The 22,635-nt window shown below is 73.3% G+C and carries 18 protein-coding genes; 12 read left to right on the top strand and 6 right to left on the bottom strand.

All coding sequences use genetic code 11. The annotated features are described in order from the left end of the window. Positions 1-55: 55 nt before the first annotated feature. Together RLT58_RS27050 and RLT58_RS27045 are read left to right on the top strand one after the other, a co-directional pair. Entirely contained in the window at positions 56-1,201 is a 1,146-nt protein-coding gene (locus RLT58_RS27050; RefSeq protein WP_311312971.1) for an acyl-CoA dehydrogenase family protein, read from the top strand. Beyond that, the gene (locus RLT58_RS27045) at positions 1,201-2,223 is read left to right on the top strand and encodes an acyl-CoA dehydrogenase family protein (RefSeq protein WP_311312970.1); all 1,023 of its coding nucleotides are present in this window, start codon (positions 1,201-1,203) and stop codon (positions 2,221-2,223) included. The genes RLT58_RS27050 and RLT58_RS27045 overlap by 1 nt, the downstream gene beginning before the upstream one ends. Here RLT58_RS27045 and RLT58_RS27040 read toward each other — a convergent pair. Then, positions 2,203-2,706 carry a pyridoxamine 5'-phosphate oxidase family protein gene (locus tag RLT58_RS27040; protein ID WP_311312969.1) on the bottom strand — a complete coding sequence of 168 codons (504 nt, stop codon included), beginning with the start codon at positions 2,704-2,706 and terminating at the stop codon, positions 2,203-2,205. The genes RLT58_RS27045 and RLT58_RS27040 overlap by 21 nt on opposite strands. A 169-nt stretch (positions 2,707-2,875) precedes the next feature. Here RLT58_RS27040 and RLT58_RS27035 point away from each other — a divergent pair, with 169 nt between their 5' ends. After that, complete coding sequence (locus RLT58_RS27035) at positions 2,876-3,163, top strand: hypothetical protein (RefSeq protein WP_311312968.1); 288 nt, start codon at positions 2,876-2,878, stop codon at positions 3,161-3,163. Here RLT58_RS27035 and RLT58_RS27030 read toward each other — a convergent pair. After that, positions 3,160-3,744, bottom strand: coding sequence for a HutD/Ves family protein (locus RLT58_RS27030; RefSeq protein ID WP_311312967.1), 585 nt, complete (start codon positions 3,742-3,744; stop codon positions 3,160-3,162). The genes RLT58_RS27035 and RLT58_RS27030 overlap by 4 nt on opposite strands. Positions 3,745-3,878: 134 nt before the next feature. On the opposite strand from RLT58_RS27030, the gene RLT58_RS27025 reads away from it, so the two are divergent. Together RLT58_RS27025 and RLT58_RS27020 are read left to right on the top strand one after the other, a co-directional pair. Beyond that, a complete protein-coding gene (locus RLT58_RS27025; RefSeq protein ID WP_311312966.1) occupies positions 3,879-4,802 on the top strand; it encodes a rhomboid family intramembrane serine protease in 924 nt (307 codons plus the stop codon). A 40-nt stretch (positions 4,803-4,842) separates the two neighbouring features. Further along, positions 4,843-6,084 carry an SLC13 family permease gene (locus RLT58_RS27020; protein WP_311312965.1) on the top strand — a complete coding sequence of 414 codons (1,242 nt, stop codon included), beginning with the start codon at positions 4,843-4,845 and terminating at the stop codon, positions 6,082-6,084. Between the two features lie 119 nt (positions 6,085-6,203). Here the strand turns inward: RLT58_RS27020 and RLT58_RS27015 are convergent, their stop codons facing one another. The 3 genes from RLT58_RS27015 to RLT58_RS27005 all read right to left on the bottom strand — a co-directional run bounded on the left by RLT58_RS27015 (position 6,204) and on the right by RLT58_RS27005 (position 13,366). Next, entirely contained in the window at positions 6,204-7,664 is a 1,461-nt protein-coding gene (locus tag RLT58_RS27015) for a glutamate synthase subunit beta (protein ID WP_311312964.1), read from the bottom strand. Further along, entirely contained in the window at positions 7,657-12,216 is a 4,560-nt protein-coding gene (gltB, locus tag RLT58_RS27010) for a glutamate synthase large subunit (RefSeq protein ID WP_311312963.1), read from the bottom strand. The genes RLT58_RS27015 and gltB overlap by 8 nt, the downstream gene beginning before the upstream one ends. A gap of 415 nt (positions 12,217-12,631) precedes the next feature. Then, positions 12,632-13,366, bottom strand: a complete 735-nt coding sequence (locus RLT58_RS27005; RefSeq protein WP_311312962.1) for a VIT1/CCC1 transporter family protein — start codon at positions 13,364-13,366, stop codon at positions 12,632-12,634. Between the two features lie 262 nt (positions 13,367-13,628). Between RLT58_RS27005 and RLT58_RS27000 the strand changes: the two genes are divergently transcribed. From RLT58_RS27000 to RLT58_RS26970, 7 genes are read left to right on the top strand one after another with little or no spacing between them, the layout of a single operon-like run. Further along, complete coding sequence (locus RLT58_RS27000) at positions 13,629-14,840, top strand: ADP-ribosylglycohydrolase family protein (RefSeq protein WP_311314667.1); 1,212 nt, start codon at positions 13,629-13,631, stop codon at positions 14,838-14,840. Then, positions 14,837-16,075 (top strand): ADP-ribosylglycohydrolase family protein, encoded by a 1,239-nt coding sequence (locus tag RLT58_RS26995; protein WP_311312961.1) that lies wholly within the window; start codon positions 14,837-14,839, stop codon positions 16,073-16,075. Before RLT58_RS27000 ends, RLT58_RS26995 begins: the two co-directional genes overlap by 4 nt. Next, on the top strand, positions 16,017-17,219 hold the full coding sequence (locus RLT58_RS26990; RefSeq protein WP_311312960.1) for an ADP-ribosylglycohydrolase family protein: 1,203 nt from the start codon (positions 16,017-16,019) through the stop codon (positions 17,217-17,219). Before RLT58_RS26995 ends, RLT58_RS26990 begins: the two co-directional genes overlap by 59 nt. Then, complete coding sequence (locus RLT58_RS26985; RefSeq protein ID WP_311312959.1) at positions 17,216-18,601, top strand: ADP-ribosylglycohydrolase family protein; 1,386 nt, start codon at positions 17,216-17,218, stop codon at positions 18,599-18,601. Before RLT58_RS26990 ends, RLT58_RS26985 begins: the two co-directional genes overlap by 4 nt. After that, the gene (rbsK, locus tag RLT58_RS26980; protein ID WP_311312958.1) at positions 18,598-19,482 is read left to right on the top strand and encodes a ribokinase; all 885 of its coding nucleotides are present in this window, start codon (positions 18,598-18,600) and stop codon (positions 19,480-19,482) included. Before RLT58_RS26985 ends, rbsK begins: the two co-directional genes overlap by 4 nt. Continuing rightward, positions 19,479-20,678, top strand: a complete 1,200-nt coding sequence (locus tag RLT58_RS26975; RefSeq protein WP_311312957.1) for a CaiB/BaiF CoA transferase family protein — start codon at positions 19,479-19,481, stop codon at positions 20,676-20,678. Before rbsK ends, RLT58_RS26975 begins: the two co-directional genes overlap by 4 nt. Next, positions 20,675-21,493 (top strand): HpcH/HpaI aldolase/citrate lyase family protein, encoded by an 819-nt coding sequence (locus tag RLT58_RS26970; protein ID WP_311312956.1) that lies wholly within the window; start codon positions 20,675-20,677, stop codon positions 21,491-21,493. Before RLT58_RS26975 ends, RLT58_RS26970 begins: the two co-directional genes overlap by 4 nt. A gap of 136 nt (positions 21,494-21,629) precedes the next feature. On the opposite strand, the gene lgt is transcribed toward RLT58_RS26970, so the two are convergent. Continuing rightward, positions 21,630-22,559: a prolipoprotein diacylglyceryl transferase gene (gene lgt / locus RLT58_RS26965; protein WP_311312955.1), complete on the bottom strand. Its 930-nt coding sequence runs from the start codon at positions 22,557-22,559 to the stop codon at positions 21,630-21,632. Positions 22,560-22,635: the final 76 nt, after the last annotated feature.

Genomic DNA, 22,635 nt, shown 5'->3' with positions numbered 1-22,635 from the left:
GTGCCGAGGGCCGTACGTTAACCTACCAAACACTTGTTAGGGAAGGATGGTCCCGATGGATCTGTCGTTCACGGCCGGCGAGGAGGAGTTCCGGGCCGAGGCGCGCCAGTGGCTGCGGGCCCATGTGCCCGACCGGCCGCTGCCCTCCCTGGAGACCGCCGAGGGGTTCGCCGCGCACCGGGCCTGGGAGGCCGAGCTGTACGCGGACCGCTGGTCGGTCGTCTCCTGGCCGGCCGGGTACGGGGGCAGGGGCGCCGACATCTTCCGCTGGCTGGTCTTCGAGGAGGAGTACTACGCGGCGGGCGCACCCGGCCGGGTCTCGCAGAACGGCATCAGCCTCCTCGCCCCCACCCTCTTCGACCACGCCACCGAGGAGCAGCGCGCCCGGATCCTGCCGCCGATGGCGAGCGGCGAGGTGATCTGGGCGCAGGCATGGTCGGAGCCCGAGGCCGGCTCGGACCTGGCGTCGCTGCGCTCGCGGGCGGTGCGCACGGACGGCGGCTGGCTGCTGTCGGGGCAGAAGACCTGGTCCTCGCGGGCGGCGTTCGCGGACCGGGCGTTCGGCGTCTTCCGCAGCGACCCGGCGGCGGCGAAGCCGCACCAGGGGCTGACGTATCTGATGTTCGGCCTGTCCGCGCCGGGGGTCACCGTCCGGCCGGTGGGGCGCCTGGACGGCAAGCCGGCCTTCGCCGAGCTGTTCCTGGACGAGGTGTTCGTGCCGGACGAGGACGTGATCGGTGAGCCCGGCCAGGGCTGGCGGATCGCCATGTCCGCCACGGGCAACGAGCGCGGGCTCACCCTGCGCTCCCCCGGCCGCTTCCTGGCCGCCGCCGGCCGGCTGGCCGCGCTGTGGCGCACGCACGGCGACCCCTCGGACACCGCGCTCGGCAACCGGGTCGCGGACGCGGTGACGGGCGCGCGGGCCTATCAGCTCTTCACGTACGCCAACGCCTCGCGTTTCGCGACGGGTTCCACGATCGGCGCGGAGTCCAGTCTGAACAAGGTCTTCTGGTCCGAGTACGACATCGCGCTGCACGAGACGGCGCTCGATCTGCTGGGCCCGGACGCGGAGCTCGCGGGGTCCGACTGGGAGCAGGGGTACGTCTTCTCGCTGGCCGGGCCGGTCTACGCCGGGACGAACGAGATCCAGCGGGACATCATCGCCGAGCGGCTGCTCGGCCTGCCGAAGGGGCGGCGCTGATGCGATTCCTCCTGACCGGCGAGCAGCGGGAGTTCGGCCGCTCGCTGGCCGCGATGCTGGCGGCGGCGGACACGCCCTCGGCGGTAAGGGCCTGGGGCGACGGGGACCGGGGTCCGGGCGAGGAGCTGTGGAAGCGGCTCGCGGAGGCCGGGGTGTTCGCGCTCGCGGTGCCGGAGTCCCGCGGGGGCGTCGGGGTGCTGCCGGTCGAACTGGCCGTCGCCTTCGTGGAGCTGGGCCGGCACGCGGTGCCGGGTCCGGTGGTGGAGACGGTCACCGCGTCGGTGCTGCTGGCCGGGGCGGGCGGCCCGGCCGCCGGTGACTGGCTGCCCCGGCTGGCCTCCGGGGCGGCGTCGGCGACGCTGCGGATGGCGGGGCACGGGCCGTACGCGCTGGACGCGGACGCCGTGGACGCGGTGTTCACCGTGGACGGCGAGGTGCTGCGGCTCGCCCCCGGCCCGGGCACGCTCAGCGCGTCGGCGGACCCGGCCCGGCGGCTGTTCTCGCCCGGGCCCGGCGGCCGGGTCCTGGCGGCGGGGCCCGGGGTGGCCGAGGGAGCCGCGCGGGCCGCGCGGTGGGCGGCCTTCGCGACGGCCGCCCAGGCGCTCGGCACGGGCGAGGCGCTGCTGTCCGCGACGGTGGCGTACGTGAAGCAGCGCACCCAGTTCGGTGTGCCCGTCGGGTCCTTCCAGGCGGTGAAGCACCGGCTCGCGGACACCCTGACCGGCCTGGAGTTCGCCCGCCCGCTGCTGTACGGGGCGGCGCTGTCGCTCGCCGCCGGTTCACCCCGTGCGGCGGCGGACGTGGCGGCGGCGAAGGTGACGGCGGGCGAGGCCGCGTACGCCGCCGCGCGGACGGCGCTCCAACTGCACGGGGCGGTGGGCTACACCGAGGAGCTGGATCTGTCGCTGTGGCTGCGCAGGGCGCGCCCGCTGCGCGACGCGTGGGGAACGCCCGCTGCCTGCCGGGCGCTGATTCTCGCGGACCTGCCGGGCCCGCCCGCGTCAGGGCGTACCGGAGGCTGAGGCGTCGTCGTTGCCCCGGCGGATCGTGCGCGCCGGGAGGCCGGGGCGCCATACCCGGACGACGAGGGTGTCGCCCTCGACGGTGGTGCGCACGACCTCGGTCAGCTCCACCCGGAACAGATGGAAGGGCTCCGGCGGTTTCGCCGCGTCGGTGAACCGGGCCAGCAGGCCGGGGTCGGTCACCTCCGCCGCCCGTCCGCAGATCCGGACGTCGCCGTCCGCCATCTCCGCGTCCGGGCCCGGGTTGGCCTGCACCGCGAAGCGGGGGTCGCGGCGCAGGTCCAGCGCCTTGCGGGAGCCCGGCATCATCCCGAGGAGGGGTTCGCCGAGCCGGAAGTCCACTTCGAGGCCGGTCACCCGGGGTGATCCGTCCGCGCGCAGAGTGGCCAGGACGTGGTGGCGGTACTGCTCGAAGCGGCGGCGCACGGTGTCGGCGAAGGCCGGTTCCGCTGCCCGGAAGTCTGCCCAGGAACGTGTCGTCATGCGCTCCATCGAACCCGGGATACCCGACATCCTCTGTCCGGATTGCTCAGGGGCGGTCGGGGGCCGCCCGTTCGGATGCCGCCCGGTCCCGGGGGTGGTGTCCTGGAAGAGGTGGTGGCCGCCGTCCGGGCGGCGGGGAGGCCCACTCCCGCCCCCGAGGTGAGTTCAGATGGCGATCTTCATGAAGGCGTCGCTGCCGGGTATGACGACGGACCGGTACGAGGCGCTCAACGCGGAACTCGAAGCACTGCCCGGTGACACGTTCGCGGGATGTCTCTCCCATGTCTGCGTCCCGACCGACACGGGCCTGGAGATCTACGACGTCTGGGAGTCCGAGGAGGCCATGAACACGTTCGGCGGGATCATCATGCCCCTCGTCGAGAAGCTGGGGCTGCCCGACTCGGGTGAGCCCCCGAAGGTCTCGCGGGTGCACCGCTTCTGGACCCGTGACTCCTAGGGCGTGTCCCCGCGCGCGTCCGACAGCGTGACCAGCGCCGCGAACCCCTGGGTACGCAGCACACACACCGCCGGGCCCCGCAGCAGCACGCCGTCGTAGGGGTCGAGGACGGTGTCCGTGCCGTCGATCACTGCACCGTCCTCCAGCGCCACGGCCAGCACCGCACCGCCCTCCGGCGCCCTGAGCCGGAGGGTGCCGCGTACCACCGCCACCTCGGCCCTCGTACGGTCCCTGCGGGACATCACGTTGAGGTTCCTGACCGGGCCCGCCAGCAGCCGGCCCTCGGTCTGCGGGTCGCCCGGGAAGCCGTGCGGCCAGTACGGCTCGTCGACGATGTGGTGCTCGCCGTCCACCAGCAGGTCCATTCCGGCCCCCTCCACCACGGTGAGCGTACGGTCGACGCCGGGGAAGACGGAGAACGGCCCGTCCCCGGTCACCTCCGCCAGGCTGACCCGCCAGTCGAAGGCGTCCGTCGTGGCGCCGGGGGACGCGGCGATCTCGCGGGTGACTCCCCCGCCGTTCTTCCAGGCCACCGGCGGCCGGCCGGCGGCGCGCAGGATCCGGAACGCCTCGGAGGTCATGCGGCTTCTCCACTCTCGACGGGTCGGGGCCTTGAGCCTAAGCCCGGCTGCGGGCGGTGCCGGCGGGTTCGCTATCTTGATCGCCACCCGCCCCACCGGCCGCTCTTGCCCGTCCACTGCCGAAGGAGCCGGCCATGGAGGCCGCCGCCACCACGTGCTACTGCCATCCCTCGTACGAGACGTATGTCAGCTGCACCCGTTGCGAGCGGTTCATCTGCCCGGACTGCATGCGTGAGGCCGCCGTCGGCCACCACTGCGTGGAGTGCGTGCGGGAGGGGCAGCGCTCGGTGCGGCAGGCCCGCACGGTCTTCGGCGGTATGGCGTCCCGGGCCGCGGTGCCGCTGGTCACGTACGTCCTGATGGGGCTCAACGTCCTGGTGTACCTGGGCGAGCTGGTCAGTCCTGGCCTCGTCGACCGGTTCGCGATGACGGGTGCCGGACTGGCCGCCCCGGACGGCAGCCGCTATGTCTACGTGGACGGGGGCTTCCCCGGGCTCGATGTGATCGGGGTCGTGGACGGCGAGTGGTACCGGCTGCTCACCGGGGCCTTCCTCCATCTGCCGCCGACCGGCGCCTCGTTCGGCTCGCTGCCGTTCGGGGTGCTGCACATCGTCTTCAACATGTACGCGCTGTGGAACCTCGGCCGGGTGGTCGAGCAGCAGCTGGGGCGGGCCCGCTACCTCGCCCTGTATCTGCTGTCCGCCCTGGGCGGTTCGGTCCTGGTCTACCTGGTCGCGCCGTACGACGACACGGTGGGCGCCTCCGGCGCGGTCTTCGGTCTGGCCGCGTCGTTCTACGTCGTCAACCGCCGTCTGGGCCGGGACATGCAGGCGGTCAACCGGTTCCTGGCCGGGTTCCTGATCTGGATGGTGATCTCGGCGGGCTTCACCTCCTGGCAGGGGCACCTGGGCGGGCTGCTCACCGGCGCCCTGGTGACGGTCGTCTACGCGTACGCCCCGGCGGAGCGGCGCACGGCGGTCCAGGCCGCCGGATGCGTGGTGCTGCTGGCCGTACTGGTGCTGCTGGTGGTCCTGAAGACCTCGGCGCTGACGGGCTGAGCGGGGCCCCGCGCACGGGCCCGTCTGACACCATGACCGCATGCGGAATGATCACTCCACCCCGCCGTCGCGGGGCGGGAGCCCCGGTGTGTACTCGCTGGTCCGGCGGCTGCACCCCCTGGACTGGCTGGCGGCCGGGCTGCTTCTGCTGGGGCTGGTCGCCGCGGCGACCGGGCTGCTGCCCAGCGGCCCGGCGGCCGACCAGATGCGGCGCATCGGGCCGCTGCTGGCGTTCCTGGCCACCGTGATCGTGCTGGCGGAACTGGCGGGCCGGGCGCAGGTCTTCGACGTGGTCGCGGCCTGGGTGGCGCGGGCCGGGCGGGGCCGCTACCCGCTGCTCTTCGGGCTGTGCGTGGCCTTCGCCTCGCTCACCACGATCACCCTGAACCTGGACACCACCGCCGTCCTGCTCACCCCGGTGATGCTGGCGCTGGCCGGCCGGGTGGGCATCGCGGCGGTGCCGCTGGCGATGACGACGGTGTGGCTGGCCAACACCGCGAGCCTGCTGCTGCCCGTGTCGAACCTGACCAATCTGCTGGCGGCGGACCGGGTGGCGCTGTCCCCGGCCGGGCTCGCGGCCGTGATGTGGCTGCCGCAGCTGGCCGCGATCGGGGCGACGGCCCTGTGTCTGTGGGTCTTCTACTGGCGCCGGGGTCGGCGCGGCGCCGACCGGTACACCCCGCCGCAAGTGCCGGCGCCCGACGACCGGGTGCTGCTCGGGATTTGCTCGGTGGCGTGCGCGGGGTTCCTGCTGGCGATCCTGGCCGTGGACGTGCCGCTGTGGTCCGCCTCGCTGGTCGCGATGCTGGTCGTCGTGGCGGCCTACGCGGTACGGCGCCGGGGCGAGCTGCGCCTCTCGCTGATCCCGTGGCGGCTGCTGGTACTGGTCCCGGGGATGTTCCTGGTCGTGGAGACGGTCAACGCGCACGGGCTGCACGAGCTGCTGGTGCGGGCACTCGGCACGGACAACGGCTTCGTGGGGATGCTGCGCTCGGCCGGCGTGGGCGCCGGGCTGGCCAACGTACTGAACAACCTTCCGGCGTACGTGGCGGGCGAGGCGGTCGTCCCGGCGGCCAACCACCACCAGCTGCTGGCCCTGCTGATCGGGGTCAACGCGGGCCCCCTCGTCACTCCGTGGGGCTCGCTGGCGACGCTGCTGTGGTTCGAGCGGTGCCGCTGGCAGGGGACGCGCATCGACCTGCGGCGCTTCGTGCTGACCGGTCTGGTGCTGGCGGTGACGGCGACGGCGGCCGCCACCTGCGCGCTGGCCCTGACCGCCTGAGCCGGGAGGGCGGCTGCCCCGGGATGCGCCACGGCGCCTGCCGAATCGTCCGGTCGGGGACGGGCAGGCGCCGCGTTCAGTTCCGTACGCCGTTGTACGGGACGTCTGGTGTGCCGTGATCAGACCGTCAGGGAACGGTCCGTCGGGCGGATCGGGGCCGGCAGCGCGCTGGCCCCGGTCAGGTAGCGGTCCACGCCGCGTGCCGCGGAGCGGCCCTCGGCGATGGCCCACACGATGAGGGACTGGCCGCGGCCCGCGTCTCCGGCGACGAAGACGCCGTCGACGTTGGTGGCGTAGTCGTCGTCGCGGGCGACGTTGCCCCGGGCGTCGAGCTCCAGGCCGAACTGCTGGACCAGACCGTTGGCCTGGTCGGTGCCGGTGAAGCCCATCGCGAGGGTGACCAGCTGTGCGGGGATCGTCCGCTCGGTGCCGGGCTTCTGCTCCAGCTTACCGTCCTTGAACTCCACCTCGACGAGGTGGAGGGACTGGACGTTGCCGTCCTCGTCGCCCTCGAAGTGGGTGGTCGAGACGGAGTAGACCCGCTCGCCGCCCTCCTCGTGCGCGGAGGTGACCTTGTAGAGCATCGGGAACGTCGGCCAGGGCTGGTTGGCGTTCCGGTCCTCGCCCGGCCGGGGCATGATCTCCAGCTGGGTGACGGACAGGGCGCCCTGGCGGTGGGCGGTGCCCACGCAGTCGGCGCCGGTGTCGCCGCCGCCGATGACCACGACGTGCTTGCCCTCGGCGGTGATCGGGGAGACCGTCAGGTCGCCCTCCTGCACCTTGTTGGCGAGCGGCAGGTACTCCATCGCGAAGTGCACACCGTTCAGCTCACGGCCCGGGACGGGCAGATCGCGCGAGACGGTGGCGCCGGCGGCGATGACGACCGCGTCGTAGCGGCGGCGCAGCTTGGCGGCGTCGATGTCCCGGCCGACCTCGACCTCGGTGCGGAACTTGGTGCCCTCCGCGCGCATCTGCTCGATGCGGCGGTTGATGTGCGACTTCTCCATCTTGAACTCGGGGATGCCGTACCGCAGGAGTCCCCCGATGCGGTCCGCGCGCTCGTAGACGGCGACGGTGTGGCCGGCCCGGGTCAGCTGCTGGGCGGCGGCGAGTCCGGCCGGGCCCGAGCCGATGACGGCCACGGTCTTGCCGGAGAGGCGCTCGGGCGGCTGCGGGGTCACGTCGCCGCGGTCCCACGCCTGGTCGATGATCGAGACCTCGACGTTCTTGATGGTGACGGCCGGCTGGTTGATGCCGAGCACACACGCCGACTCGCAGGGGGCCGGGCAGAGCCGCCCGGTGAACTCCGGGAAGTTGTTCGTGGCGTGCAGGCGCTCGGACGCGGCGGTCCAGTCCTCGCGGTAGGCGTAGTCGTTCCACTCGGGGATCAGGTTTCCGAGCGGACAGCCGTTGTGGCAGAACGGGATGCCGCAGTCCATGCAGCGGCCGGCCTGCTTGCTGATGATCGGCAGCAGCGAGCCGGGTACGTAGACCTCGTTCCAGTCCTTGACGCGCTCGCCGACGGGGCGGGTCTTGGCGACCTCGCGGCCGGTGGTCAGGAAGCCCTTGGGGTCAGCCATTGGTCGCCGCCTCCATCATCTTCTCGGTGGTCTCCTGCTCGGAGAGACCGGCGAGCTCAGCGGCGTCCTTGGCGGCGAGCACTGCCTTGTAGGTGGACGGGATGATCTTGCTGAAGCGGGCCACCGCGGTGTCCCACTCGGCGAGGAGCTTCTCGGCGACCGTGGAGCCGGTCTCCTCCTGGTGGCGGCGCACGACGTCGTGCAGCCACTGCTGGTCGGCGGCGGTGAGCTCCTCGACGGCGCCGAGGTTGCCGACGTTGACGTTGTCGCGGTTCAGGTCGATGACGTAGGCGACACCGCCCGACATGCCGGCCGCGAAGTTGCGCCCGGTCTCGCCGAGCACGACGGCGTGCCCGCCGGTCATGTACTCGCAGCCGTGGTCGCCCACGCCCTCCGAGACGACCGTAGCGCCGGAGTTGCGGACGCAGAACCGCTCGCCGGTGCGGCCGCGCAGGAACAGCTCGCCGCCGGTGGCACCGTAGGCGATGGTGTTGCCCGCGATGGTGGAGTACTCGGCGAGGTGGTCGGCGCCCCGGTCCGGGCGGACGATGACGCGGCCGCCGGAGAGGCCCTTGCCGACGTAGTCGTTGGCGTCGCCCTCCAGGCGCAGCGTCACACCACTGGGCAGGAAGGCGCCGAAGGACTGGCCCGCGGAGCCGGTGAAGGTGATGTCGATGGTGTCCTCGGGCAGGCCCGCACCGCCGAACTTCTTCGTGACCTCGTGGCCGAGCATGGTGCCGACGGTCCGGTTGATGTTGCGGATCGCGATCTGCGCGCGGACCGGCTGGGCGGCCTCGGGGCTGTCGGCCTTCAGGGCGTCGGCGGCGAGCTTGATCAGCTCGTTGTCGAGGGCCTTGGCCAGACCGTGGTCCTGCTCGGCGATCTGGTGGCGGGAGGCGCCCTCGGGCAGCTCGGGCACGTGGAACAGCGGCTTCAGGTCGAGGCCCTGGGCCTTCCAGTGCGTGATCGCCCGGTCGGTGTCGAGCAGCTCGGCGTGGCCGACGGCCTCCTCGATCGTACGGAAGCCGAGCTCGGCGAGGATCTCGCGGACTTCCTGGGCGATGAACTCGAAGAAGTTGACGATGTACTCGGCCTTGCCGGAGAACCGGTCGCGCAGCACCGGGTTCTGGGTGGCGATGCCGACCGGGCAGGTGTCCAGGTGGCAGACGCGCATCATGACGCAGCCGGAGACGACGAGCGGCGCGGTCGCGAAACCGAACTCCTCGGCGCCCAGCAGGGCGGCGATGACCACGTCGCGGCCGGTCTTGAGCTGGCCGTCGGTCTGCACGACGATGCGGTCGCGCAGGCCGTTGAGCAGCAGCGTCTGCTGGGTCTCGGCGAGGCCCAGCTCCCAGGGACCGCCCGCGTGCTTGAGCGAGGTGAGCGGGGAGGCGCCCGTGCCGCCGTCGTGGCCGGAGATCAGGACGACGTCCGCGTGCGCCTTGGAGACACCGGCGGCGACCGTGCCGACGCCGACCTCGGAGACCAGCTTCACATGGATGCGGGCCGCCGGGTTGGCGTTCTTGAGGTCGTGGATCAGCTGGGCCAGGTCCTCGATGGAGTAGATGTCGTGGTGCGGCGGCGGGGAGATCAGACCGACACCCGGGGTGGAGTGCCGGGTCTTGGCGACCCACGGGTAGACCTTGTGGCCGGGCAGCTGGCCGCCCTCGCCGGGCTTGGCGCCCTGCGCCATCTTGATCTGGATGTCGTCCGCGTTGACCAGGTACTCGCTGGTGACACCGAAGCGGCCGGAGGCGACCTGCTTGATGGACGAGCGGCGGGCCGGGTCGTAGAGCCGGTCGGCGTCCTCGCCGCCCTCACCGGTGTTGGACTTGCCGCCCAGCTGGTTCATGGCGATCGCGAGGGTCTCGTGCGCCTCGCGGGAGATGGAGCCGTACGACATGGCGCCGGTGGAGAAGCGCTTGACGATGTCGGCGACGGACTCGACCTCGTCGATGTCGATCGCCTCGCGGTCCGAGGCGAAGCCGAACAGACCGCGCAGCGTCATCAGCCGCTCGGACTGCTCGTTCACCCGGTCCGTGTACTTCTTGAAGATGTCGTAGCGGCGGTTGCGCGTGGCGTGCTGGAGGCGGAAGACCGTCTCCGGGTCGAACAGGTGCGGCTCGCCCTCGCGGCGCCACTGGTACTCGCCGCCGATCTCCAGCGCGCGGTGCGAGGCGGAGATGCCGGAGGCGGGGTAGCCCTTGGCGTGCCGGGCGGCGACCTCCTTGGCGACGACGTCGAGTCCGGCGCCGCCGATCTTGGTGGCCGTGCCGTTGAAGTACTTGGCGACGAAGTCCTCGTCGAGGCCGACGGCCTCGAAGACCTGGGCGCCGCGGTAGGAGGCGACGGTGGAGATGCCCATCTTGGACATGACCTTCAGGACGCCCTTGCCCAGCGCGTAGATGAGGTTGCGGATGGCCTGCTCGGCGTCGATGCCCTCGATGAAGGTGCCGGCCCGGACCAGGTCCTCGACGGACTCCATGGCCAGGTACGGGTTGACCGCGGCGGCGCCGTAGCCGATCAGCAGCGCGACGTGGTGGACCTCGCGGACGTCACCGGCCTCGACCAGCAGGCCCACCTGGGTGCGCTGCTTGGTGCGGATGAGGTGGTGGTGGACGGCCGAGGTGAGCAGCAGCGAGGGGATGGGGGCGTGCTCGGCGTCGGAGTGCCGGTCGGACAGGACGATCAGGCGGGCGCCGTCCTCGATGGCGGCGTCGACCTCGGTGCAGATCTCCTCGATCCGCGCGGCCAGCGCCTCGCCGCCGCCGCCGACCCGGTAGAGCCCGGAGAGGGTGGCGGCCTTCATGCCCGGCATGTCGCCGTCGGCGTTGATGTGTATGAGCTTGGCCAGCTCGTCGTTGTCGATCACCGGGAACGGCAGCGTGACGCTGCGACAGGACGCGGCGGTCGGCTCCAGCAGGTTGCCCGCGGGGCCCAGCGACGAGCGCAGCGAGGTGACGAGCTCCTCGCGGATGGCGTCCAGCGGCGGGTTGGTGACCTGCGCGAACAGCTGGGTGAAGTAGTCGAAGAGCAGCCGGGGGCGCGCGGAGAGCGCGGCGATCGGCGAGTCGGTGCCCATGGAGCCGAGCGGCTCGCCGGCGGTGCGGGCCATCGGCGCGAGGATGACGCGGAGCTCTTCCTCGGTGTAGCCGAAGGTCTGCTGGCGGCGGGTGACGGAGGCGTGGGTGTGGACGATGTGCTCGCGCTCGGGGAGGTCCTCGAGCTCGATCTCGCCGGTCTCCAGCCACTCCTGGTACGGCTGCTCGGCGGCCAGGCCGGCCTTGATCTCGTCGTCCTCGATGATGCGGTGCTCCGCGGTGTCGACGAGGAACATCCGGCCGGGCTGCAGACGGCCCTTGCGGACCACCTTGGCGGGGTCGATGTCCAGGACGCCGACCTCGGAGGAGAGGACGACGAGACCGTCGTCGGTGACCCAGTAGCGGCCGGGGCGCAGACCGTTGCGGTCGAGGACCGCGCCGACCTGGACGCCGTCGGTGAAGGTGACGCAGGCCGGGCCGTCCCAGGGCTCCATCATCGTGGCGTGGTACTGGTAGAAGGCGCGGCGGGCCGGGTCCATGGAGTCGTGGTTCTCCCACGCCTCGGGGACCATCATCAGCACGGAGTGCGGCAGCGAGCGGCCGCCGAGGTGGAGCAGCTCCAGGACCTCGTCGAAGGAGGCCGAGTCGGAGGCGTCCGGGGTGCAGACGGGGAAGATCCGGTCCAGCTGCTCCGTACCGAAGAGGCTGGAGGCGAGCTGGGACTCGCGGGCCTTCATCCAGTTGCGGTTGCCCTTGACCGTGTTGATCTCGCCGTTGTGCGCGACGAAGCGGTACGGGTGGGCGAGCGGCCAGCTCGGGAAGGTGTTGGTGGAGAAGCGGGAGTGGACCAGCGCGACCGTGGTGGCGAAGCGGCGGTCGGAGAGGTCCGGGAAGAACGGCTCCAGCTGTCCCGTGGTGAGCATGCCCTTGTAGACGATCGTGCGGGCGGAGAGCGACGGGAAGTAGACCCCGGTCTCACGCTCGGCACGCTTGCGCAGCACGAAGGCCTTGCGGTCCAGGGCGATGCCGGTGCTCTCGCCGTCCGCGACGAAGAGCTGGCGGAACTCGGGCATGGTGGCGCGGGCGCCGTTGCCGAGGATGTCGGGGGTGACCGGGACCTCGCGCCAGCCGAGGACCTGGAGGCCTTCTTCGGCGGCGATCTTCTCGAGGTCGTGGACGGCGTCGGTGGAGCCGTCCGCGGGCAGGAAGGCGATGCCGACGGCGTAGCCACCGGCCTCGGGGAGCTCGAAGGGGACCTCGGCACGCAGGAAGGCGTCCGGGACCTGGAGCAGGATTCCGGCGCCGTCACCGGAGTCGGGCTCGGATCCGGTGGCGCCTCGGTGTTCGAGGTTGCGCAGTACGGTCAGCGCCTGCTCGACCAGCTCATGGCTGGCCACACCGGTCAGAGTGGCCACGAACCCGACGCCGCAGGCGTCGTGCTCGTTGCGGGGGTCGTACATCCCCTGCTGGGCGGGGCGACCGTCCATGGGCGACCAGGCGTCGGTGCGCATCGGCTCTCCCGTCGTCGTCGTGGCATATGCAGTGCCGAGGGACGACGTTGGCCCTCTGCGAAATTTCGTGCAGATTACATGATGGGACGCTTCTCAAAAAGCGGATAGCTCGTTCCAACATACGGACACCGTCGGTGACGGCGGAGTGGGTCGCAGTCGGAGGATCGGCGCCCGGGAGACCACAGAGAGCAGGCGTCGTTGCCTGCGGTGTCTACGGCTCATGCCCGGCGGCAAAGGAAACGAAACCGCCGGGTAATGGCTACTTATGTGTAGCCCTGCATAGAGTCTCATTTTACGGTCCGCACGGGCATCCCGCCCAGTGGCGGGTGCCAGGACATACGTCACACAGATGGCGCCCACGTTACGGGCCGGGTCCACGGGCCGGTGCGCGGGGCGCGGGCGGTGCCCGGCGGGCTCAGCCGCCGACGGCCACACCGAACAGCGCGCCCAGACCGTACGTGATCGCGGCCGCCGCGCCACCGAGCGCCAGCTGCCGCAGCCCGCTGAACCACCAGCTGCGCGCGGTGACCCGGGCGACCACGGCGCCGCAGCCGAAGAGCCCCAGCAGCGCCAGCAGCACGGCCGGCCACATCGCTGCCGCGCCCAGCAGATACGGCAGCACGGGCAGCAGCGCCCCCAGCGCGAAGGCGCCGAAGGAGGAGACGGCGGCGACGAGGGGCGAGGGCAGGTCGCCCGGGTCGATGCCCAGCTCCTCGCGGGCGTGTATCTCCAGGGCCTGCTCGGGGTCGCGGGACAGCTGCCGGGCGACCTCGCGGGCGAGATCCGGCTCGACGCCGCGCGACGCGTAGAGCGCGGCGAGCTCCCGCTCCTCGTCCTTGGGGTGCTTGCGCAGCTCCCGCCGCTCGACGCCCAGCTCGGCCTCGACCAGCTCGCGCTGGGAGGCCACCGAGGTGTACTCGCCGGCGGCCATGGAGAAGGCGCCGGCCGCCAGGCCCGCGAGCCCGGTGATCACGATCGTGCGGTGCGAGACCGCGCCGCCCGCGACACCGGTCATCAGCGCGAGGTTCGAGACGAGCCCGTCCATGGCACCGAACACCGCCGGACGCAGCCAGCCTCCGTTGACATCACGGTGGGTGTGGTTGTCCCGGTGCGCCTCGTGCAGGACGGCGTCGGTCTCGATGATGGACACAGCTCTCCTCTTCTCCGGCAGCGGAATTCACCGCTCCGCCCCCGCTCGACACACTCGAAAGTGCGCACGAAAAAGGGCTCCCGCCAGCAAGGCAGGCCGTACTTACCACGCTGTGTGACCAGGTAGGTACGGCTTGCCTTGCTGGCGGAAGGGCGTCATCCGAGTGGCCCTTTTGTAGTGATTTCCGGCCTCTGTCGGGGCTCCGCGTGGCACAGATCCCACAGGTATGGAACTGGCTCGGGGCGAGCGAAGGGTCGACGCGATGGAGCTGATCGCAGGGAATCCGGCGGCGGCGCGGACGGATGCCGCCGCAGCGGCGGGGCGGGTCGCCAGGACCCCGGGCGACCCGGTCAGGGGCGGAACGGCCGACCGGGCCAGGGGCGCGCTCCTCGGCCTCGCGGTCGGTGACGCGCTGGGCGCACCGGCGGAGAACATGCGGCCCTCCGAGATCCGCCGCCGCTGGGGCCGGATCGAGGGCTTCGTCAGCGACGACCCGGCGGGCACCGACGACACCGAGTACGCGATCTTCTCCGGGCTGCTGCTGGCCCGGCACGGCTCCGCGCTGACCGTCACCCACGTCGAGCGGGCCTGGCACCTGTGGATCGCCGACCTGGACGAGGGGCCCTTCCGGGGCGCGGGCTTCAGCGAACGCGGCACGCTGGAGAACCTGCGCCGGGGCCTGGCCGCCCCGATCTCGGCCCAGCACCGGCACGCCTGGAGCGACGGCCTGGCGATGCGGGCGGCGCCCTTCGGCGTCTTCGCGGCGGGCCGGCCCGCCGAGGCGGCCCGGCTGGTGGCGGTGGACGGCCGGGTCAGCCACGAGGGCGAGGGCATCTACGGCGGCCAGGCGGTGGCGGCCGGGGTGGCCGCCGCGATGACCGGTGCCGGGGTCGCCTCGGTGATCGCCGCCGCACTCTCCGTCGTCCCCATGGACTCCTGGACGGCCCGCTCGCTGCGCCGCGCGGTGACGGCGGCGCAGCGCCCGCACCCGGACCGGCTCACCGCGGAGCGCGCGCTGCGCTCGGCCGTCGTCGTGGGCGGCTACCCGTGGACGGATCTGGCCCCGGAGGCGGTGGGCCTGGCCTTCGGCGCGTTCGCGGCGGCGCGCGGCGACTTCCGTACGGCGGTGCTGACGGCGGTCAACATGGGCCGCGACGCCGACACGACGGCCGCGGTGGCGGGCGCCCTGGCCGGCGCGCTGCACGGGGCGTCCGCCGTCCCGCGCGTCTGGGCGGACGCGATCGGCCCGGTGCGCGGCAGCTGTCTGCCCTCGATGCGCGGCTACCACGTGCTGGACATCGCGGAACTGCTCACCCCGGACGAGGCGGACACCCGGGCCGCGGGCGGCGGGCCCGAGGCCCCGGACACGCGGGGCCCCGCCGCCCCCGCCACCCGCAGCGCCCCGGACGCGGAGGCCCTCGACGGCTCCCCCGCCCCGGACCCGCAGGCCGCCGCCCCGGTGGCCGGGCGATGACCACGGCGCGGGACGTCACCCGCACCGCACGCCCCGCCACCGGGCGACGGGCCCGGATCGAGGGACTGCTGCTGGGTCTGTCCGCCGGGGACGCGGCGGGGTGGCCGGCCGCGCGGCACCGGGCGGCCCGGATGCCGGAGTGGACCCGGCGCCTGACCCGCGAGCTCGACACCTTCGCCGAGCAGAACGCGACGACCACCCTGCCCGTGCCCATCGCGCTCAACCAGCCGCCCGAGCCGCTGCGGCTCGGCCCGTCCGACGACGCGGAATGGGCGGCGTTCGCGGCGAGCACCGTGCTCACCTCTGCGGCGGGCCGGCTGCACGGACTCGCCCCCGGGCGCCGGATGCGGGCCGCCGTGGACCTCGCCTGGAACGCGCTGGCCGCCGAGGTGTCCGCGGCCGCCGCCCGGGCGCCCGAGGTCGAGTCGGCCGTGCTGCCGCTGCGGGCCAGGATCTCCGTGCGGGCCGGGCTCGGCAATCTCGCCGCCGGTCTCCGCCCGCCCGCCACCGGCCACGACAACCCGCACTACTTCGACGACGCGGCCTGTGTGCGGGCCGCCGTGCTGGCCGTCGTGCACCCCGGCGACCCCGACGCGGCCGCCGCACTCGCGGAGTTCGACGCGCGCTACACACAGGACGGCGACGGGGTGCACGGGGCCCGCGCCATGGCCGCCGCCGTCGCGGAGGCGCTCGGCGGGGCGGACGTCGACACGGCGGTGAACGCCGCGCTCGCCCAGCTCCCCGAGGGCACCGAGATCGCCCGCAACGCCGCCCACGCGGTCCGGATCGCCCGGGAGTTCGCCGGGGAGCGGGCCGGGGCCTTCGCCCTCGTCCCCGTGCTGGAGCACCAGATCGTCGACCATGTCTACAGCTACGGGATCGCCGCCGCCGAGACCGTGCCGGTCGCGCTCGCCCTCACCGCGGCGGCCCGGGGCGACCTCGCGCAGGCGGTGCCGTCGGCGGCCTGTCTGTCCCGGGTCGCCGACTCCGCCCCCGCGCTGGCCGGTGCGCTGACGGGCGCGCTCGGCGGGATCACCAGCGTGCCGGACGGCTGGCGCGAGGCCTGCCGCACCCTCGCCGGGTGCGCGCTGCCCCGTTTCGCGGGTACGGATCTGATCGAACTCGCCGGGCTGCTGGCAGACACGGAACCGGCGCCCTCGGGTGGACAATTCGGACATGACATCCACCGCGCCCCTGGCGCCCACGAGGTCCGCACCCACGACGACATCCACTGAGCCCACCCTCGACGACCGGATCGCCGGCGCCCTCGTCGGCGCCGCCGTGGGCGACGCACTCGGCGGCCCGGTCGAGGGCCGGCCGCCGGAGCAGATCGTGGCCCGCCACGGCGGGCGGATCACGGGCGTCGTCGGCCCCTGGGACGGCGACGACTGGCCGACCGCCCGCCCCATCGCCCCGTACCACAAGGGCGACGGGCACGTCACCGACGACACCCTGATGACCCATGCGCTGGTCCGGGTGTACGGGAAGGTGCGCGGCCATCTCGACGCGTACTCCGTCGCCGACCACCTCGTACCCGAGCTGATCTCCAACCCTCGCTGGATCCCGGAGCTGGAGGCGGAGGCTCTGCCGCTCCAGCGGGTCTTCCTGGCCGAGAAGTGGATCGTCGCCCGGCTGCACTACGGCCATGTCGACCCGCGCGAGGCGGGCTCCGGGAACATCGTCAACTGCGGTGCGGCGATGTACATGGCGCCGGTCGGCCTGGTGAACGCCGCCCATCCGCAGGCGGCGTACGCCGAGGCGCTGGATGTCGCGGGGGCCCATCAGTCCAGTTACGGCCGGGAGGCGGCGGGTGTCTTCGCGGCCGCCGTCGCCGCCGCGTGCGCCCCCGGGGCGACGGCCGGGAGCGTTGTGGAAACCTGTCTGTCCCTCGCCAAGGACGGCACCCGCGCCGCCATCGAGGCCGTGTGCGAAACGGCTTCCCACCACCGGGACTTCGAGGCGGCCCTCGCCCCGCTGCGTGAGGCCGTCGCCCCGTTCGACACGGTCGGCCCGGACTACCGCGCCCCCTCGCTCGGCGCCCGCCGCCCCTCGCGGCTGCACGCCATCGAGGAACTGCCCGTCGCGCTCGGCATGCTGCTCGTCGCGGACGGGGACTACCGCGCGGCGGTGCTGGGTTCGGTCAACTACGGGCGCGACTGCGACTCCATCGCCACCATGAGCGGCGCGCTCGCGGGCGCCCTGCACGGCGAGCGCGCGATCCCCGCCGACTGGGCGGCGACGGTGGCGGGGGCCAGCCGTCTCGATCTGCACGCCCCGGCCCGGACCCTGGCCGAGGTCGCCCGCGAGGTGTTCGCGCAGGACACCGCCCGCCGCCGCGCCCACGAGGCCGCCTTCGCCGCCCTGGTCCGGACGCCGTGACCACTGCCGTGCGCGTCACCTGGGTGCAGCCGGAGGACCTGGTCGGCCATGAGCTGCGGCAGGCGGCCGAGGACGGGCGCGACGCCCGCGACCTCGCGCGCCGGTGGTACGAGGCGGGCGGCGCGCCCGCCCCGGACCGGGCGGGCGCCTCGGCCCCCGCCGCCCCGCCCGAGCTGCGGGCGGTCGCCACCCACCTGCTGGACGAACTCGCCACGCTGGAATCGCCGCTGGCCGACGACGAGCCGACCGGCCTGGACGCGATCCGGGCCGCCTGTCCGCAGTGGCCGCACGCCGCCACGCAGCGGCCGGCCGTGACCGGGCGCGAGCGGCTGCACGCGGCCTGGCTGGGCCGCGCCGCCGGCTGTCTGCTCGGCAAACCGGTCGAGAAGCTGCCGCTGGAAGGCATCCGCGCCCTGGCCAGGGCCACCGGGAACTGGCCGCTCTCCTCCTGGTTCACCGCCCGCGGCCTGCCCCCGGGCCTGGCCGCCACCTACCCCTGGAACCGGCGCTCGGCGCCCACCTCACTGGCCGAGAACATCGACGGGATGCCCGAGGACGACGACCTCAACCACCCCTTGCTCACCGTGCTGCTGCTCCAGCGGCACGGACCGTCCTTCACCACCGCCGACCTGGCCCGGCTGTGGCTGGACGAGCTTCCGGCGGGGCGGACGTTCACCGCCGAGCGGGTCGCCTACCGCAATCTGCTCGACGGCATCGAGCCGCCGGAGACCGCCCGCCACCGCAATCCGTTCCGGGAGTGGATCGGGGCGCAGATCCGGGCCGACGTGCACGGCTGGACCCACCCGGGGGACCCGGCGGCGGCAGCGGAGCAGGCCCACCGCGACGCGGTCCTCACCCATACCGGGAACGGGGTGTACGGCGCGATGTTCACCGCCGCCGCGCTCGCCGAGGCGGCCGGCGGCGAGGCCGATGTGCACGGCTGCCTGGCCGCCGGACTCAGGGTCGTCCCCCCGCGCTCGCGGTTCGCCCGCGCGGTGCGCGACGGCATCGAAGCGGCCCGCGCGCAGGACGACTTCGATACGGTCGTCGACCGGCTGCACGCGGCGTACGGCAGGTATCACTGGGTCCATGTCCTGCCCAACGCGGCGCTGCTGGCCGCCGCCCTCACGCACGCCGACGGCGACTTCACCGGCTCGGTCTGCCGGGCGGTGTCCGGCGGCTGGGACACCGACTCCAACGGGGCGACCGCGGGTTCGCTCGCCGGGCTGCTCGCCGGGCGGCCGGACGCGCTGCCCGACCGCTGGACCGCCCCGCTGAAGAACCGTCTCGCCACGTCCGTACCCGGCTTCGACGCGGTCGGCTTCGACACGCTGGCCGATCTGACCCACCGTCTCACCCACGAGGAGGCACTCCGCCCATGACCAGTCTCGCGGTGCTCGGCAGCACCAATATGGATCTTGTGGCCTATGTCGACCGGGCCCCGGAGCGCGGGGAGACCGTCACCGGAAAGGAGTTCCGCACCATCCCCGGCGGCAAGGGCGCCAACCAGGCCGTCGCCGCCGCCCGCGCGGGCGGTGAGGTGCTGATGATCGGCGCGGTCGGCGACGACGCGTACGGCGTCCGATTGCGGGAGAACCTGGAGCACTCGGGCGTCGACACCGATCTCCTGCACACCGCCGAGGGCCCCAGCGGCACCGCGCACATCGTGGTCGACGCCCAGGGGTCCAACGCGATCGTGGTGGTGCCCGGCGCCAACGGCACCGTCACCGTGCTCGGACCGGGCGAGATCGCCGCCATCGCGGGCGCCGATCTGCTGCTGCTCCAGCTGGAGCTGCCGCTGTCCGCCGTGATCGAGGGTGCCCGGGCCGGTCACGCCAAGGGCGTACGGACGGTGCTCACCCCCTCCCCCGTGCAGGACCTGCCCTCCGAACTCCTCGACAACGTCGACCTGCTGATCCCCAACGAGCACGAGGCGGCGGCCCTGTCCGGGCAGGACGAACCGCACGCGGCCGCCGAGATCCTGCTCAGCCAGGTCCCGGCGGTCGTCATCACGCTCGGCTCCAAGGGCTGTCTGTACGCGGCCCGGGGCAGCCGGACCATCCACTTCCCCGCCCCCGATGTCGCCGCCGTCGACACCACCGGGGCCGGGGACACCTTCGTCGGCACACTGGCCGTGGCGCTCGGCGAGGGGCGGCCCGTGCCGCAGGCCATCGCCTGGGCCTCGGCCGCCGCCGCGCTCTGCGTACAGAAGCCGGGCGCCTCGACCTCCATGCCGTACCGCAGCGAAATCGATGCCGCGTGAGCGGGCAGTCAGCGGCTCCGCTGACCGGACTGCGCGTCGTCGACCTCGCCACGCTCTTCGCGGGGCCCCTGGCGGCCACGATGCTGGGCGACTTCGGCGCCGAGGTGATCAAGGTCGAGCACCCGAGCCGGCCCGACCCGTCCCGGGGGCACGGTCCCGCCAAGGACGGGATCGGGCTGTGGTGGAAGCTGCTCGGCCGCAACAAGCGCAATCTGACCCTCGACCTGTCCTGCCCGGACGGGCGCGACGTCCTGCTGCGGCTGGCCGCCGAGACGGATGTGGTCGTCGAGAACTTCCGGCCGGGCACGCTGGAGCGATGGGGGCTCGGCCCGAAGGAGCTGCACGCCGTCAACCCCCGGCTGGTGCTGGTCCGGGTCACGGGCTTCGGCCAGTTCGGCCCGTACTCCCACCGGCCGGGCTTCGGCACGCTCGCGGAGGCGATGAGCGGCTTCGCGGCGATCACCGGGGAGCCGGACGGTCCGCCGACCCTGCCGCCGTTCGGGCTCGCCGACTCGATCGCGGCGCTCGCCACGGCCTTCGCCGTGATGGCCGCCCTGGCGGGCCGGGACCGCACCGGCGAGGGCCAGGTCGTCGACATGGCGATCATCGAACCGATCCTGACCGTGCTCGGCGCGCAGCCGCTCTGGTACGACCAGCTCGGCTACGTCCAGCCGCGCACCGGCAACCGCTCGCGCAACAACGCCCCGCGCAACACCTACCGCACCTCGGACGGGCAGTGGGTGGCCGTCTCCACCTCCGCGCAGTCCGTCGCGGAGCGGGTGATGCGCCTGGTGGGCCGGGCGGAGCTGATCGAGGAGCCGTGGTTCGGCTCCGGCACCACCCGCGCCGAGCACAGCGACGATCTCGACGAGGCGGTCGGCCACTGGATCGCCCGGCACACCCGGGAGGAGGCGGTCTCCGCGTTCGAGAAGGCGGAGGCGGCCATCGCGCCCGTCCACGACATCCGCGAGGTGATGGAGGACCCGCAGTACCGGGCCCTGGACTCCATCACGGAGGTCGACGACCCGGAGCTGGGACCGCTGCGGATGCAGAACGTCCTCTTCCGGCTCTCCGCGACCCCGGGGGCGATCCGCTGGGCGGGGCGCCCGCACGGCGCCGACACCGAGGAGATCCTCACCGAGCTGGGCCTGAGCGGGCCGGAGATCTCGGCGCTGCGGGCGGAGCGGGTGCTGTGACCGCGGCGACCCCTCTCACCTGGCTGTACGTGCCCGGGGACCGGCCGGACGTGGTCCGCAAGGCGGCGGTGTCCGGGGCGGACGTGGTGATCGTCGACCTGGAGGACGCGGTCGCCCCGGACCGCAAGGAGTACGCCCGCGCGGCCACCGCGGAGCTGCTGTCGGACCCGGCGTCCGCCACGGCGGCGCCGGTCCATGTCCGGGTCAACGACGAGGCGGACGTCCTGGCGCTGGCCGGGCTGCCGGGCCTGGCCGAGCTGCGGCTGCCGAAGATCACCCATGCCGCGTCCGTCCACCACATCGCGGCGCTGGCCCCCGGTGTCGCGCTCTGTCCGCTCCTGGAGTCGGCCCTCGGCATCGAGCACGCCTACTCGGTGGCCGCCGCCCACCCCCAGGTCCGCGCGATCGCCCTGGGCGAGGCGGACCTCCGCGCCGATCTCGGGGTACGGGAGGACGCGGGGCTCGACTGGTCGCGCAGCCGGGTGGTGGTCGCGGCCCGGGCGGCCGGGCTGGCCCCGCCCGCCCAGTCGGTGTTCCCGGACGTGCGGGACCTGGACGGCCTGTGGTCCTCGTGCGCGCACGGCCGGTCGCTCGGCTTCCTCGGCCGGTCGGCGATCCATCCCCGGCAGCTGCCGGTGATCGAACGCGCCTTCCGGCCGACGCCGCAGGAGATCGAGGCGGCCCAGGAAATCGTCGAGGCGGCCGTCACCCAGGCGGGCGCCCAGGCCCTCCCGGACGGCCGCTTCGTGGACGCGGCGGTGGTGGCCCAGGCCCACCGCACACTGGCCCTGGCCGGCCGGGGACGGGAACGGTGAGCGACAACCCACCTCCCGGATCAAGCCCGTCAGGCGATCGAGGACACCGTGCCCGCGACACCGTGCCGCCGGCACGGACAGGGCGAGGGCCCGCCGAATGATCCGGCGGGCCCTCGCCCTGCGGGTACGCCCGGCGTCAGCCCTTCGCCGCCTCCGCCGTACCGTCCGCCTTGGGCGCGTCCTCGTCCTCGGCCGCCTCCACGGGCGCCTCCGCGTCCGCGTCCTCGCCGACTTCGCCCTTCACGGCTTCCGGCGCCTCCGGCTCGACGATCTCCTCGCGCCCCGGCCGCACCTTCGCCGAGATCACGATGTACGCCACCGCAAGCAGGCCCACGATCACGGCGGTCCACACGTTCAGCCGCAGGCCCAGGATGTGGTGGGCCTCGTCGACGCGCATGTACTCGATCCAGCCGCGCCCCGCGCAGTACGCCGCGACGTACAGCGCGAACGCCCGCCCGTGTCCGAGCTTGAAGCGGCGGTCCGCCCAGATCACCAGGAGCGCCACACCGACGCACCACAGCGACTCGTACAGGAACGTCGGGTGGTAGGTGCCCGCCACCCGGTTGGGGCCCTCGCTGATCTTCAGCGCCCACGGGAGGTCGGTCTGCTTCCCGTACAGCTCCTGGTTGAACCAGTTGCCCCAGCGGCCGCAGGCCTGGGCCAGGGCGATGCCGGGGGCGAGCGCGTCGGCCCAGGCGGGCAGCGGGATGCCCCGGCGGCGGCAGCCGATCCAGGCACCGACCGCGCCCAGGGCGATCGCACCCCAGATACCGAGGCCGCCCTGCCAGATCTTGAAGGCGTCGACCCAGTTCTCACCGTCGCTGAAGTACAGCTGGTAGTCGGTGATGACGTGGTAGAGCCTGCCGCCGACGAGGCCGAAGGGCACGGCCCAGACGGCGATGTCGGCCACGGTGCCGGCTCGGCCGCCCCGGGCGACCCAGCGCTTGTTGCCGAACCAGACGGCGACGAAGACACCGATGATGATGCAGAACGCGTAGCCGCGGAGCGGGATCGGGCCGAGATCGATCACGCCGGTCGACGGGCTGGGAATGTAGGCAAGGTTCATGACAGCGTCGACGCTACCTTGCCGGGCGGGACGTACGGCAACCCGCCCGACAACGTATGGGTAACGAGGCGGTCAT

This window comes from Streptomyces sp. ITFR-16, assembly GCF_031844705.1.
Taxonomy (GTDB): Bacteria; Actinomycetota; Actinomycetes; order Streptomycetales; family Streptomycetaceae; genus Streptomyces.
This window is presented reverse-complemented; position numbering and strand designations above follow the sequence as displayed.

What these genes read in the sequence shown, in the direction of transcription:
- RLT58_RS27050 (WP_311312971.1), top strand. Translation starts at nt 56, where the DNA reads ATGGATCTGTCGTTCACGGCCGGCGAGGAGGAGTTCCGGGCCGAGGCG.
- RLT58_RS27045 (WP_311312970.1), top strand. Translation starts at nt 1,201, where the DNA reads ATGCGATTCCTCCTGACCGGCGAGCAGCGGGAGTTCGGCCGCTCGCTG.
- RLT58_RS27040 (WP_311312969.1), bottom strand. Translation starts at nt 2,706, where the DNA reads ATGACGACACGTTCCTGGGCAGACTTCCGGGCAGCGGAACCGGCCTTC.
- RLT58_RS27035 (WP_311312968.1), top strand. Translation starts at nt 2,876, where the DNA reads ATGGCGATCTTCATGAAGGCGTCGCTGCCGGGTATGACGACGGACCGG.
- RLT58_RS27030 (WP_311312967.1), bottom strand. Translation starts at nt 3,744, where the DNA reads ATGACCTCCGAGGCGTTCCGGATCCTGCGCGCCGCCGGCCGGCCGCCG.
- RLT58_RS27025 (WP_311312966.1), top strand. Translation starts at nt 3,879, where the DNA reads ATGGAGGCCGCCGCCACCACGTGCTACTGCCATCCCTCGTACGAGACG.
- RLT58_RS27020 (WP_311312965.1), top strand. Translation starts at nt 4,843, where the DNA reads ATGCGGAATGATCACTCCACCCCGCCGTCGCGGGGCGGGAGCCCCGGT.
- RLT58_RS27015 (WP_311312964.1), bottom strand. Translation starts at nt 7,664, where the DNA reads ATGGCTGACCCCAAGGGCTTCCTGACCACCGGCCGCGAGGTCGCCAAG.
- gltB (WP_311312963.1), bottom strand. Translation starts at nt 12,216, where the DNA reads ATGCGCACCGACGCCTGGTCGCCCATGGACGGTCGCCCCGCCCAGCAG.
- RLT58_RS27000 (WP_311314667.1), top strand. Translation starts at nt 13,629, where the DNA reads ATGGAGCTGATCGCAGGGAATCCGGCGGCGGCGCGGACGGATGCCGCC.
- RLT58_RS26995 (WP_311312961.1), top strand. Translation starts at nt 14,837, where the DNA reads ATGACCACGGCGCGGGACGTCACCCGCACCGCACGCCCCGCCACCGGG.
- RLT58_RS26990 (WP_311312960.1), top strand. Translation starts at nt 16,017, where the DNA reads ATGACATCCACCGCGCCCCTGGCGCCCACGAGGTCCGCACCCACGACG.
- rbsK (WP_311312958.1), top strand. Translation starts at nt 18,598, where the DNA reads ATGACCAGTCTCGCGGTGCTCGGCAGCACCAATATGGATCTTGTGGCC.
- lgt (WP_311312955.1), bottom strand. Translation starts at nt 22,559, where the DNA reads ATGAACCTTGCCTACATTCCCAGCCCGTCGACCGGCGTGATCGATCTC.